At 72.2% G+C, this 13,140-nt stretch carries 10 protein-coding genes; 1 reads left to right on the top strand and 9 read right to left on the bottom strand.

Annotation, left to right across the window (positions count from 1 at the left end; translation table 11 throughout):
- The 9 genes from mrdA to A2U95_RS14340 form a co-directional block, all read right to left on the bottom strand.
- On the bottom strand, window positions 1–2,284 hold a 2,284-nt coding region (gene mrdA / locus A2U95_RS14380), incomplete at its 3' end, for a penicillin-binding protein 2 (RefSeq protein WP_166022565.1).
- 52 nt (window positions 2,285–2,336) lie between these two features.
- The gene (mreD, locus tag A2U95_RS14375) at window positions 2,337–2,984 is read right to left on the bottom strand and encodes a rod shape-determining protein MreD (protein ID WP_166022563.1); all 648 of its coding nucleotides are present in this window, start codon (window positions 2,982–2,984) and stop codon (window positions 2,337–2,339) included.
- A 19-nt stretch (window positions 2,985–3,003) separates the two neighbouring features.
- Window positions 3,004–4,050 (bottom strand): rod shape-determining protein MreC, encoded by a 1,047-nt coding sequence (gene mreC / locus A2U95_RS14370; protein ID WP_166022561.1) that lies wholly within the window; start codon window positions 4,048–4,050, stop codon window positions 3,004–3,006.
- A gap of 201 nt (window positions 4,051–4,251) precedes the next feature.
- Complete coding sequence (locus A2U95_RS14365; protein ID WP_108955326.1) at window positions 4,252–5,271, bottom strand: rod shape-determining protein; 1,020 nt, start codon at window positions 5,269–5,271, stop codon at window positions 4,252–4,254.
- 254 nt (window positions 5,272–5,525) lie between these two features.
- The gene (gene ndk, locus A2U95_RS14360; protein ID WP_166022559.1) at window positions 5,526–5,936 is read right to left on the bottom strand and encodes a nucleoside-diphosphate kinase; all 411 of its coding nucleotides are present in this window, start codon (window positions 5,934–5,936) and stop codon (window positions 5,526–5,528) included.
- Between the two features lie 273 nt (window positions 5,937–6,209).
- Window positions 6,210–6,551, bottom strand: a complete 342-nt coding sequence (locus A2U95_RS14355; RefSeq protein ID WP_166022557.1) for a DUF4233 domain-containing protein — start codon at window positions 6,549–6,551, stop codon at window positions 6,210–6,212.
- A 7-nt stretch (window positions 6,552–6,558) separates the two neighbouring features.
- On the bottom strand, window positions 6,559–8,079 hold the full coding sequence (folC, locus tag A2U95_RS14350) for a bifunctional tetrahydrofolate synthase/dihydrofolate synthase (protein WP_166022555.1): 1,521 nt from the start codon (window positions 8,077–8,079) through the stop codon (window positions 6,559–6,561).
- Between the two features lie 125 nt (window positions 8,080–8,204).
- Entirely contained in the window at window positions 8,205–9,239 is a 1,035-nt protein-coding gene (locus A2U95_RS14345; RefSeq protein WP_166022553.1) for an acyltransferase, read from the bottom strand.
- 101 nt (window positions 9,240–9,340) lie between these two features.
- Window positions 9,341–11,989, bottom strand: a complete 2,649-nt coding sequence (locus A2U95_RS14340; protein ID WP_166022551.1) for a valine--tRNA ligase — start codon at window positions 11,987–11,989, stop codon at window positions 9,341–9,343.
- A gap of 133 nt (window positions 11,990–12,122) precedes the next feature.
- Here A2U95_RS14340 and A2U95_RS14335 point away from each other — a divergent pair, with 133 nt between their 5' ends.
- Window positions 12,123–13,139, top strand: coding sequence for a hypothetical protein (locus A2U95_RS14335; RefSeq protein WP_166022549.1), 1,017 nt, complete (start codon window positions 12,123–12,125; stop codon window positions 13,137–13,139).
- Window position 13,140: the final 1 nt, after the last annotated feature.

The following is a 13,140-nucleotide window of genomic DNA, read 5'->3' as shown; positions in this document are numbered from 1 at the left end:
CGGCGCCGGCACGGCCGGCCGTGCCGGCGGGCTGCTCGGGCGACGCGCCGTCGTCGGGGGCGGCGGCCGCCTCGTCCGGCGGTGCCTGGCCCGGGTAGCCGCCGGCCTGCCCGGCCTGCCCCGCCTGCCCGTTCTGTCCGGCTTCGGCGGCGGCCTCGGCGGCCTTCTTCAGCGCCTCGACCGGGTCCTGGTCGATCTTGGGGCTGTCCACGGTGCCGTCGGGGCGGATCTTGGGCAGCTTCTTCTGCGGCTCGGGCAGCAGGGCCTTCTTCCTGTCGATCGAGCCGTCCGGCTGGACGCCGTACATCGCGTCGTAGATCTTGCGCACGGCCGGGCCGGAGGCGCCGGAACCCGTACCGCCCTGGGAGATCGTCATGACGATCGTGTAGTCCTCGGTGTACGTGGCGAACCAGGAGGTGGTCTGCTTGCCGTAGACCTCCGCGGTACCGGTCTTGGCGTGCATCGGGATCTTGTCCTGCGGCCAGCCGCCGAAGCGCCAGGCGGCGGTGCCCCGGGTGGCGACGCCCTCGAGGGCCCCGTCCATCGCCTTGAGGGTCGCCTTGTCCACCGGCAGCCTGCCGTTGCGCCGGGGCTCGATCTCCTCGACCGTCTTCCCGTCCGGGCTGATCACGGCCTTGCCGACGGTGGGGACGTACATGGTGCCGCCGTTGGAGATGGCGCCGTAGATGGCCGCCATCTGGATCGGCGTCACCAGCGTGTCGCCCTGGCCGATGGAGTAGTTGACCGAGTCACCGGCGCGCAGCTCGTTGCCGCCGTGGCAGTTCTCCCACTCGATCTGCTCGACGTAGTCGCCGCCCTTCTTGCCGTGCTTGCACCAGTAGTCCTTGTTGGCCTCCCAGTACTCCTGCTTCCACGCGCGGTCCGGGATGCGGCCCGCGACCTCGTTGGGCAGGTCGATGCCGGTCTCCTTGCCGAGACCGAACCGGTGGGCCGCCTCGTAGAAGTGGTCGTTGGCCTTCTCGCCGCCCTTGGCGCCGCCGTCCTTCTTCCACTCCTGGTGCGCGAGGCGGTAGTAGACGGTGTCGCAGGACACCTCCAGGGCGCGGCCCAGGTCGATCATGCCGTGGTTGGCGGACTCGAAGTTCTTGAAGACCTGGCCGCCGATGGAGTAGTCGCTGGAGCACTGGTAGTTGCCGTCGAACGGGTATCCGGCCTCGACCGCGCCCGCCGTGGTGACCACCTTGAAGATCGAGCCGGGCGCCGCCTGGCCCTGGATGGCGCGGTTGAGCAGCGGGTAGTTCGACTTCTTGCCGGTCATCTTGGCGTAGTCCTTGGCGGAGATGCCGCCGACCCAGGCGTTGGGGTCGTAGGACGGGTTGGACGCCATCGCGACCACCCTGCCGGTCTTGGCCTCCATCACGACGACGGCGCCGGCGTCGGCCTTGTACCGCTCGTTGGTGTTGCGGTCCCACTCCTGGCGGGCCGCCTTCATGGCCTCCTCCAGCTCGTACTCCGCCACCCGCTGCACCCGGGCGTCGATGCTGGTGACCAGGTGGGAGCCGGGCACGCCGGGGTCGGCCTCGGCCTCGCCGAGCACCCGGCCGAGCTTGTCCACCTCGTACCGGGTGACGCCGGCCTTGCCGCGCAGCGCCTTGTCGTACTGGCGTTCCAGGCCGGAGCGGCCGATCTGGTCGGACCGCAGGTAGGGCGAGTCGGTGTCCTGCGCCTTCTGGATCTCCTCGTCGGTGACGGGCGACAGGTAGCCGAGGACCTGGGCGGTGTTGGCGCCGCCGGGGCTCGGGTAGCGGCGGACCGAGGCGGGCTCGGCGGTGATGCCGGGGAAGTCCTCGGACCGCTCGCGGATCTGCAGCGCCTGACGGGGCGTCGCCTCGTCGGTGATGGGGATCGGCTGGTAGGGCGAACCGTTCCAGCAGGGCTGCGGGGTCTCGGAGTCGCACAGCCGGACCTTCTCCTCGACCTCCTTCGGCTTCATGCCGAGGACGCCGGCGAGCTTGGCGAGGACGCCCTTGCCGTCGTCGTCCATCTTCATCAGCTCGGTCCGGGAGGCGGAGACGACCAGCCGGTTCTCGTTGTCGGCGATGGCCACGCCGCGGGCGTCGAGGATCTCGCCGCGGGTGGCGGGCTGGACGACCTGCTGGACGTGGTTGCCACTGGCCTCGGCCGCGTACTCGGCGCCGTTGCGCACCTGGAGGTACCAGAGGCGTCCGCCGAGGGTGGCGAGCAGGGAGAGGACCAGGATCTGCAGGACGACCAGGCGGATCTGGACGCGGGGGCTGCGGCCCGTCTCGGGAATGTTGCTCATGGGCGCGGCCCATTCGTCGAGGGGTGGCGGTCGGACGACGGGAAGGCCTGGCTCACAGCCGCTTGACCCCCTTCAGGCGGGTGCCGAGGCCCATCCGGCCGGCGCCACGGCGGGTGCGGCTGAGACCGGGCGTGCCGGAGACCAGCCAGTTCGAGGCGGCCGGGGCGCCGCCGGACGCGGACGTGTCGGCGAGCGGGTCGTTCTCCACGCGGCGCGCCAGCGCCATCACCCCGGGCACCACGAAGGGCGTGAGCAGCAGGTCGTAGAGGGCCGCCGTGAAGGCCAGCGAGCCGAGGCCCACGTCACGGGCCGCGGTGTCGCCGACCAGCGCGCCGACGCCCGCGTAGAGCAGCGTCGAGCCGACGGCGGCGGCGACCACCACGGCCATCGGGCCGACCGCGGAACGCAGCCGCCCGTGCTCGGGCCGGGCGAGGCCGACCAGGTAGCCGACGACGCAGAGCACCAGCGCGTACCGTCCGGCGGCGTGGTCCGCGGGCGGGGCGAGGTCGGCCAGGAGACCGGCCGTGAAACCGACCAGGGCGCCGCCCGTGTGCCCGTAGACCAGGGCGAGGCCGAGCACCGTGAGCAGCAGCAGGTCGGGGACGGCTCCGGGCAGCTGGAGCCGGGCGAGGACGCTCACCTGGATCACCAGGGCGACCACCACCAGCGTGCCCGAGAGCAGGATCCGGTTGAGTTTCATGGGTAAGGCCCCCCAGTTCCTACTGCTCGTCCTGTTCCTGCTGCGGCTGCGGCCCGTCCTGTGCCGCCTGGCCGTCCTGTGCCGCTTGACCCTCCTGTGCCGCCTGACCCTCCTGTGCGGCCTGGCCGTCCTGGCCCGCCCGGCCTTCCGGGTCCTGCGCGCCGGGCGTGACGGTGACGGTCACCGTGGGGACGGGCGTCGGCTTCGGCTTGGGCGGCAGCACGCTGTCCCGCGGGTCCTTGGCGGGACCCTGGACGACGATGCCGACGATGTCCAGCTGGGTGAAGCTGACGAACGGCGTGACGTAGACCGTACGCGTGAGGTCGCCGCCCGCCGGGTCGACCCGCTGGACGACGCCCACCGGGACGCCCGGCACGAACGGCTTGTCACCCTGGGAGCCGAAGGTGACCAGGCGGTCGCCCTTCTCCACCTTGGCCTTGCCGTTGAGCAGCTGGACGCGCAGCGGCCGGTCGCCCTGGCCGGAGGCGAAGCCGAGTTCGTCGCTGTCCTCCATCCGGGTGCCGACGGTGAAGTCGGGGTCGCTGGCCAGCAGGACGGTCGCCGTCTCGGGGCCGACGGTGGTGACCCGGCCGACCAGGCCGTCGCCGTTGAGCACCGTCATGTCGCGCTGGATGCCGTCGTTGGCGCCGACGTCCAGGGTGACCGTCCAGGAGAAGCCCTGGGCCGCGCCGATGCCGACCACCTGGGCGCCCTTGATCTTGTACTGCCCGGCGCCGGCCGTGGTCAGCATCTTCTCGAACTGGCGGAGTTTGCTGCGGTCGCGGGCGTCGCTGCCGAGCTCCGCCTTGAGGGCGGCGTTCTCCTGCTCCAGTTCGGTGAGCCGGTCGTGGCGCTCGCCGGAGTCGCGGACGGCCGCGACGGCGTTGCCGATCGGATCGACCGCGGAGGCGACGCCGCTCTCGATCGGGCCGAAGACGGCGGCCGCGGCATGGCGGGCGCCGTCGACGGGTGAGTCCTTCCCGCCCCTGATGTCCACCGTGATCAGCGCGAACGCGATCGCGACCAGCAGCACCAGGAGCAGCCGGCTCTCTCGTGTGTCCCTCACGTGCGGCGGCCGTGCCTTCCTTGTCGGAATGGTCCTACGGACTTGCCATGTCGGCGACTGGCGATGTGTGTTCCCGGGCGGTTCCGCGGGAGGAACGCCCTGGCCGGACACCGGAGTTCCGGGTCCGGCCGGAGATCCGCCGTACGGGTGCGCCCCGTACGGCGGACGGGTGGCCGCCCGCCGGCCGGCCGGCGGTGCCGGTCAGCGGCGCGGCTGGGCGTCCAGCACCTGCTGGAGCGCCTCGAACTCCTCGACGCACTTGCCGGAGCCGAGCGCCACGCTGTCCAGCGGGTCCTCGGCGATGTGGATCGGCATGCCGGTCTCCCGGCGCAGCCGCTCGTCCAGGCCGCGGAGCAGGGCGCCGCCGCCGGTGAGGACGATTCCACGGTCCATCACGTCGCCCGACAGCTCGGGCGGGCACTTGTCCAGCGTGGTCTTCACGGCGTCGACGATCGCGTTGACCGGTTCCTCGATCGCCTTGCGGACCTCCGCGGCGGAGATGACCACGGTCTTCGGCAGGCCGGAGACCAGGTCGCGGCCGCGGATCTCGGTGTGTTCGTCCTTGTCCAGGTCGTACGCGGAGCCGATCGAGATCTTGATCTGCTCGGCCGTCCGCTCGCCGAGGAGCAGCGAGTACTCCTTCTTGACGTGCTGGATGATCGCGTTGTCCAGCTCGTCGCCGGCCACCCGGATCGACTGGGCGGTCACGATGCCGCCGAGGGAGATCACCGCGACCTCCGTGGTGCCGCCGCCGATGTCCACCACCATGTTGCCGGTGGCCTCGTGGACCGGCAGGCCGGAGCCGATGGCGGCCGCCATGGGCTCCTCGATGATGTGCACCTGGCGCGCGCCGGCCTGCGTCGACGCCTCGATGACGGCGCGGCGCTCCACCCCGGTGATCCCGGACGGCACGCACACCACGACCCGCGGACGGGCGAGGTAGCGGCGCTTGTGGATCTTCAGGATGAAGTAGCGGAGCATCCGCTCGGTGATCTCGAAGTCGGCGATCACGCCGTCCTTCAGCGGCCGCACCGCCACGATGTTGCCGGGCGTGCGGCCGATCATCTTCTTGGCCTCGGCCCCGACCGCGAGGATGCCGCCGGTGTTGGTGTTGATCGCGACGACCGACGGTTCGTTGAGCACGATCCCGCGACCCCGTACGTACACCAGCGTGTTGGCGGTCCCGAGGTCGACAGCCATGTCACGGCCGATGAACGACATTGAGTTCCCCATCAGGATTCGTCTGGCCGTCCCACGTTGAGCGTGAAGCCGCTTGCGGTGGGGACGGCAAGGGTGGGTGCTGTGACGTGCGGGCTTGCAAGGGCTACATCGTAGTCTCGCCCGCCCGGACACTGCGCGAGGGTCTCCGCCATTCTCAGCAGATGGCGGCGCTGTACGCCTGCGGTGACGTGCCGTCGGAGGGAAAGGTTCCCCCAAGAGGGTCCGCCACCGCCGGAACGGAACGGACGGGGCCCTCAGCCGCGGCCGGGGAAGAAGATCTTGATCTCGCGCTCGGCGGACTCCTCGGAGTCCGAGGCGTGGATGAGGTTCTCCCGGGTGATGACGCCGAAGTCGCCGCGGATGGAACCGGGCTGGGCCTCGACGGGGTCGGTGGGGCCGGCCAGGCGGCGGACGCCCTCGATCACGCGCTCGCCCTCGACGATCATCGAGACGACCGGGCCGGAGGCCATGAAGGCGACCAGGGGCTCGTAGAACGGCTTGCCCTTGTGCTCGCCGTAGTGCTGCTCCAGGGTCTCCTGGCCGAGGGTGCGCAGCTCCAGGGCGGTGATGCTCCAGCCCGCCTTGCGCTCGATACGGCTGATGATCTCGCCGGTCAGGCCGCGACGGACGGCGTCGGGCTTGAGGAGGACAAGGGTGCGCTGCATGCGGGCTCCCGGTGGGGCTGTACGGACGGTGATGATCAGGGCCCGAGCCTATCGCCCCGCCCCCGCCCCTCCTCACCCGAGGCGCACCGTGCGGCCCGTCCGCACGCCCCCGCGGGACCATTGGTTCCCTTTGCGGGCGATCGTGCCGCCGGGAGAGGCGGGCGGGACCGCCCGTGCGCGCGACGGCCCGCCCACCGGGCCGGTGGGCGGGCCGTCCGCGGGCGGGCGCCGCCTCCACGAGGACTCCACGAGGACGTGGGCGGCGGTGCGGCGTCAGGCCGCCGGGGTGGCCGCCTCGCGGGTGGCCTTGATGGCGTCGATCTTGCGGCCGTAGTGGACGGAGGCCCACCACAGCGCCGCGAAGGCCAGGCCGAGGCCGAACATCATCGGGACCACGAATCCCGAGGCGATCAGCGCGAGCTGGAGGATCCAGCCCAGGACCACCCCGCCCGGCCGGGTGACCACACCGCAGAGCAGCACCGACACCAGCATGCCGATCCCGCACACCGTCCACACCGTGGTCATGGACAGGTCCGGGTCCTTCATGGCGACCAGTCCGGCGAAGCCGATGACGAAGAACTCGCCGATGAGCGTAGAAGCGCAGAGCGTACGCACGGGATCGTCAGCCCTTCCTCAGGAGCAGCCGGGCCTCGCCGACCGTGATGACAGAACCGGTGACGAGCACGCCTCCGCCGGCGAACTCGCCCTCCTCCTCGGCCAGCGTGATCGCCGCCTCCAGCGCGTCCGGCAGCCGCGGCTCGACCTGGACCCGCTCCTCGCCGAACACCTCGACGGCGATCGCGGCCAGCTCGTCCGCGCCCATCGCGCGGTGGCTGGAGTTCTGGGTGACCACGACCTCCGCGAAGATCGGCTCGAACGCCTCCAGCAGTCCCCGCACGTTCTTGTCGCCGCTCGCGCCGACCACGCCGATCAGGCGGCTGAAGTCGAACGCCTCCCTGACCGCCTCGGCGGTGACCCGCGCGCCGGCCGGGTTGTGGGCGGCGTCCAGGACCACGGTGGGCGAGCGCCGCACGACCTCCATCCGGCCCGGCGAGGACACCGAGGCGAACGCCCGCCGCACCGTCTCGACGTCCAGCGGGCCGGAGCGCGCCCCGCCGACGCCGAAGAACGCCTCGACCGCCGCCAGCGCGACCGCCGCGTTGTGCGCCTGGTGGGCGCCGTGCAGCGGGAGGTAGACCTCCTCGTACTCGCCGCCCAGGCCGCGCAGCGTCATCACCTGGCCGCCGACCGCGATCTGCCGGGACAGCACGCCGAACTCCAGGCCCTCGCGGGCCACCGTGGCGTTCTTGGCCACGGACGTCTTGAGGACGACCTGCGCTGCGTCGACCGGCTGCTGGGCGAGCACCACGGTGGCGTCGTCCTTGATGATCCCGGCCTTCTCGGTGGCGATCTCGCCCGTCGTGGAGCCGAGGCGGTCGGTGTGGTCCAGGTCGATCGGGGTGATCACGGCGACGCCGGCGTCGATGACGTTGGTGGCGTCCCACGTCCCGCCCATGCCGACCTCGACCACGGCCACGTCCACGGGTGCGTCGGCGAACGCCGCGTACGCCATGCCGGTGAGGACCTCGAAGAAGGAGAGCCGGTACTCCTGCTGGGCGTCGACCATCTCGACGTACGGCTGGACGTCCCGGTAGGTCTCGACGAACCGCTCGGCGCTGATCGGGTGGCCGTCCAGGCTGATCCGCTCGGTGACGGACTGCACGTGCGGGCTGGTGTAGCGGCCGGTGCGCAGGTCGAAGGCGCCGAGCAGGGCCTCGATCATGCGGGCGGTGGAGGTCTTGCCGTTGGTGCCCGTGATGTGGATCGACGGGTAGGAGCGCTGCGGGTCGCCGAGGACGTCCATCAGCGCGGCGATGCGGCTGACGGAGGGCTCCAGCTTGGTCTCGCCCCAGCGGGAGGCGAGCTCCTGCTCCACCTCGCGGAGCGCCTTGTCGACCTCCGGGTCCTCGGGCCGGGCCGGCACGTCGGCGCCGGGCGGGCCGCCCTGGGTGCGCAGGGTGCGGCTGCCGGCCTCGATCACGGCGAGATCGGGATCGCGGTCGGTCTCCTCCGCGATGATCTCTTCGAAGGCGTCCAGCGGGTCGGGGCGCTCACTGCTGTCGTCCGGGGGGAGCTCACTCACGCGCCCAGTCTACGTTCCGGCCGCGGCACGGTCCGTCCCCGGCCACCGGCCCGGCACCGCACCCACCGCACCGCGCGGCACCACACCCACCGCACCATGCGGCACGGCACGGCGCGCCGCGCGGCTCAGCCCAGCCACGCCCTCAGCCGCAGCCGCCCCCACAGGTGCGCGACGGCGAACGACAGCGCGGCGCAGACCAGCGCGGTCCCGGTGAGCGCCCCCACGGCGGCCCAGCCCCGGCCGGTCCGCGCCGCCACCGCGCCGCCCAGCGGCGCGACGAACGCCAGGTGGACCAGGTACGCCCCGAACGAGGCGTCCGACAGCCGCCGCACCGGCCCCCGCCACCGCTCCGGCACCCGCACCCCGCGGAACGCGCCGAGGACGGCGAGGGTCAGCGCCGCCACCGGCGGCGCGGCGTAGGCGGCGGGGAACCGGTGGCCCAGCTGGTACGCGCCGACCGCCGCGAGTCCGGCCACCACGGCCGCCGCCCACAGCCACCGGGGCCCGGCCCGCCGGGCGGCGCCCAGCAGCGCCGCTCCGGCGAGCGCGTAGCCCAGCGGGTACAGCGACAGCCCCCACGCCCAGTCGGGCAGGTCCAGCCCGGTGATCCGGCCCGCGTCGCCGCGCGCCGTGGCGCCGAGCGCGCACACGCCCAGCAGCGCCAGGGTCCACCGGGGGACGGCCGCCCGCCGCACCAGCAGCACCGCCGCGCCGAGCACCAGCATCAGCGGGACGTACACGTACAGGTACCAGAGGTGGAACGCCGGCTCGACCGACCCGAGGACGGCTCCGACGGCGTCCTCGGCCCCGCCCCGCCACACCACGTACAGCACCGTCCACACGGCCATGGGCCGCACGATCCGGTCCGCCCGCCGCAGCAGCTGCCGCTCCCCGCGCACCGGCGAGGCCACCAGCGCCGCCCATCCGGCCATGGCGAAGAACGCGGGCACCGCGAACCGGGTGAGCGAGTCGGCGGCGACACCGGCGGTGCGGTGGCCGCCCTCCACGAAGGCGGCGGCGGTGTGGCAGAGGACGACGGCGGCGGTGCAGACGACGCGCAGCAGGTCGACGTCGTCCCGCCGGGCGGGCGCCGGGGCCGGCGGGGCGGGGGCGGCGGGCCGGACGGTTGCGGCGGCGGGGCCGCCTGCGGGGTCGGTCATGCCCCGCAGTGAACAGCCGGCCGGTTACGCGGAACGGGCCGCGACATGAACGCGGCGGGCCGCCCCCGGGGAGGGACGGCCCGCCGGACGTGCTCGGGGAATCAGGCGGAGGGCAGCTTCGCGAGCTGCTCCGTGATCCGCGCGATGTCCTCCTCGGCCTTGGCGAGTCGGGTGCGGATCTTGTCCACGACCGGCTCCGGCGCCTTGGCGAGGAACGCCTCGTTGCCGAGCTTGCCGTGGGCCTGCGCCTTCTCCTTCTCCGCCGCCTGGAGGTCCTTGGTGAGCCGCTTGCGCTCGGCCTCGAAGTCGATCGCGCCGGACAGGTCCAGCTCGACCGTCGCGCCGGCCACCGGCAGGCTGGCGGTGGCGGCGAAGCCCTCGCCCTCCGGCTGGAGGCGCAGCAGCTGGCGGATGGCCGCCTCGTGCGCGGCGAGCGGCGTGCCGTCCAGGGTGAGGCGGGCCGGGACCCGCTGGCCCGGCTGCAGGCCCTGGTCGCTGCGGAAGCGGCGGACCTCGGTGATCACCGACTGGAGGGTGGCGATCTCCTGCTCGGCCGCCGCGTCGCGGAAGCCACCCGGGGCGTCGGCCCCGGAAACCCGCACGGTGCCCGGCCAGTCGGCGACGACGACGGACTCGCCGCCGGTCAGCGTGGTCCACAGCGTCTCGGTGACGAACGGCATGATCGGGTGGAGCAGCCGCAGCGTGACGTCGAGGACCTCGCCGAGGACGCGCTTGCTCGCCTCGGCGGCCGGGCCGCCCGCCATGAAGGTGGTCTTGGACAGCTCGACGTACCAGTCGAAGACCTCGTCCCACGCGAAGTGGTAGAGCGCCTCGGAGAGCTTGGAGAACTGGTAGTCCTCGTAGAGCGCGTCGACCTCGGCGACCACCGAGTCGAGCCGGGAGAGGATCCAGCGGTCGGTCGCCGACAGCTCGGCGGCCTCCGGCAGCGGGCCCTCGACGGTGGCGCCGTTCATCAGGGCGAACCGGGTGGCGTTCCAGATCTTGTTGGCGAAGTTCCGGGAGGCCTGGACCCAGTCCTCGCCGATCGGGACGTCGACGCCCGGGTTGGCGCCGCGCGCGAGCGTGAAGCGGAGCGCGTCGGAGCCGTACTTGTCCATCCAGTCCAGCGGGTTGACGACGTTCCCGAAGGACTTCGACATCTTCTTGCCGTTCTGGTCACGGACCATGCCGTGCAGCGCGATGGTGTGGAACGGAGGGGTGCCGTCCATCGCGTAGAGGCCGAACATCATCATCCGGGCGACCCAGAAGAAGAGGATGTCGTAGCCAGTGACCAGGACGGAGTTCGGGTAGAACTTCGCGAGGCTCTCGGTCCGCTCGGGCCAGCCCAGCGTGGAGAACGGCCACAGGCCGGAGGAGAACCAGGTGTCGAGGACGTCGCTGTCCTGGCGCCAGCCCTCGCCGGACGGCGGCTCCTCGCCGGGGCCGACGCAGACCATCTCGCCGTCGGGTCCGTGCCAGACCGGGATGCGGTGACCCCACCAGAGCTGGCGCGAGATGCACCAGTCGTGCAGGTTGTCGACCCAGTCGAAGTACCGCTTCTCCATCTCCTGCGGGTGGATCCTGACCCTGCCGTCGCGGACCGCGTCACCGGCGGCCTTGGCGAGCGGGGCGACCTTGACCCACCACTGCATGGACAGCCGCGGCTCGATGGTGGTCTTGCAGCGCGAGCAGTGGCCGACCTTGTGGACGTAGGGGCGCTTCTCGGCGACCACGCGGCCCTCGGCGCGCAGCGCGCCGACGATCGCCGAGCGCGCCTCCAGCCGGTCCAGGCCCTGGAAGGGGCCGTGGACGGTGATGACGGCGTGCTCGTCCATCACCGTGATGGACGGCAGGCCGTGCCGCTCGCCAATCTCGAAGTCGTTCGGGTCGTGGGCCGGGGTGACCTTGACCGCGCCGGTGCCGAACTCCGGGTCGACGTGCGTGTCGGCGACGACCGGGATGGTGCGGTCGGTCAGCGGGAGCTTGATCTGCTTGCCGACCAGGTGCTTGTACCGCTCGTCGTCCGGGTGGACGGCGACCGCGGTGTCGCCCAGCATCGTCTCGGCACGGGTGGTGGCGACGACGATGGTGTCCTCGCCCTCGCCGTACTTCATGGAGACGAGCTCGCCGTCGTCCTCCTGGTACTCGACCTCGATGTCGGAGATCGCGGTCAGGCAGCGCGGGCACCAGTTGGTGATGCGCTCCTTGCGGTAGATCAGCTCGTCGTCGTAGAGCTTCTTGAAGATGGTCTGGACGGCCCGGGACAGGCCCTCGTCCATGGTGAAGCGCTCACGCGACCACGCGACGCCGTCGCCGAGGCGGCGCATCTGGCCGGAGATCTGGCCGCCGGACTCGGCCTTCCACTGCCAGACCCGCTCGACGAACGCCTCGCGGCCCAGGTCGTGGCGGGACTTGCCCTCCTTGGCGAGCTCGCGCTCGACGACGTTCTGGGTCGCGATGCCGGCGTGGTCCATGCCGGGCTGCCACAGCGTCTCGTAGCCCTGCATCCGCTTGCGGCGGGTCAGGGAGTCGATCAGCGTGTGCTCGAAGGCGTGGCCCAGGTGGAGCGAGCCGGTGACGTTCGGCGGGGGGATGACGACGGTGAAGGGCGGCTTGTCGCTCCCGGCGTCCGCCTCGAAGTAACCGCGTTCTACCCAGCGCTCGTACAGCGGTCCCTCCACGTCGGCCGGCGTGTACTGGGTCGGCAGTTCGGTTTCGGGCGCTGTGGGCTGCTGAGAGTTCTCGGTCACGCCGGTCATTTTAGGGGTGTGCCGGGGTCGTTCCGAAACGCGATTACTCGGTAACGGTCTGCGCCCCGGGCGCACGCGGGGGCCCCGGTTAGGGAAGGATGGCGCCGGACAGCACCAGGGAGGGAAACCAGCCATGAGTCACCACCAGCCTGGCCCGTACGGCGGGCAGCCCCAGCAGCCCGGCCCCTACGGACAGCCGGGAGCTCAGCCTGGGCCCTACGGTCAGCCGGCCGGTCAGCCCGGCGGTCAGCCCGGTCCCTACGGTCAGCCCGGTCCCTACGGCCCGCCCGGCGGTCAGCAGCCCGGCCCGTACGGCTCCCCGCCGCCCCAGCAGCCGCAGCCCGGCTACGGCTACCCGCAGCAGCAGCAGCCCTACGGTTACCCCCAGCAGCCCGGCGTCCCGCCGCAGGCCAACCCGTACGGCCAGCAGCCAGGTCAGCCCGGTCAGCCCCCGTACGGCGTGCCGCCCCAGGGGCAGCCCGGCGGCGGTGGCGGCGGCAGGAAGAAGGGTCTGCTCCTCGGTGGCGCGGCCGCGGTGGTCGCGCTCGCGGTCGGCGCGTACTTCCTGTTCTTCGCCGGCGGGCTGGAGGACGACGGCCCGCACAAGCTGACGGCGCCCAAGACCCTGCTGACCGACTACCACCTGATGGGCGAGGCCGCCGAGGGCGCCGGGGCGCAGGCCAAGGACCTCGAAGCCAGCGGCGTCAAGGACGGCAAGGCGATGGGCGGCTTCTGGACCACCGCGGACGTCTCCGGCTACGACCCGCAGGACCCGGGCACCATGCCCGACATGGCCACCGCCAAAGGGCTGACCGTCGCCGGCGGGTACGGCGAGATCGCCGACCCGGAGGCGAGCCTCGACGCGTTCTTCGCCTCCTACAAGAAGGAGTTCGAGAAGGACTCCGAGAGCGGGGCCCGGCTGCTGGGCGACCCCGAGGAAGTGGACATCGACGGCACGGTGGCCAAGTGCCAGGGCGTCGAGGGCAAGAACCCGGTCACCAAGCAGATGAAGACGGACTGGTTCTGCGTCTGGGCCGACTACAGCACCATGGGGCTCGTCTCGCCGGGTGACGCCACCGCGGGCGTGAGCAAGGAACTTGCCGTGGAGCTCACCGGGAAGGTCCGCGACGAGATCCGCAAGCCCGCGTAGG

Origin of the sequence: Streptomyces chilikensis, from assembly GCF_001642695.1 — a bacterium.
GTDB classification, from domain to species: Bacteria; Actinomycetota; Actinomycetes; order Streptomycetales; family Streptomycetaceae; genus Streptomyces; species Streptomyces chilikensis.
Note: the sequence above shows the minus strand (reverse complement) of the source record. Positions and strands in the feature narration are given on the sequence as shown.

Excerpts from the sequence above, each read along its gene's own strand:
- mreD (WP_166022563.1), bottom strand. The coding sequence starts at position 2,984 with ATGAAACTCAACCGGATCCTGCTCTCGGGCACGCTGGTGGTGGTCGCC.
- A2U95_RS14365 (WP_108955326.1), bottom strand. The coding sequence starts at position 5,271 with ATGTCGTTCATCGGCCGTGACATGGCTGTCGACCTCGGGACCGCCAAC.
- ndk (WP_166022559.1), bottom strand. The coding sequence starts at position 5,936 with ATGCAGCGCACCCTTGTCCTCCTCAAGCCCGACGCCGTCCGTCGCGGC.
- A2U95_RS14345 (WP_166022553.1), bottom strand. The coding sequence starts at position 9,239 with ATGACCGACCCCGCAGGCGGCCCCGCCGCCGCAACCGTCCGGCCCGCC.
- A2U95_RS14335 (WP_166022549.1), top strand. The coding sequence starts at position 12,123 with ATGAGTCACCACCAGCCTGGCCCGTACGGCGGGCAGCCCCAGCAGCCC.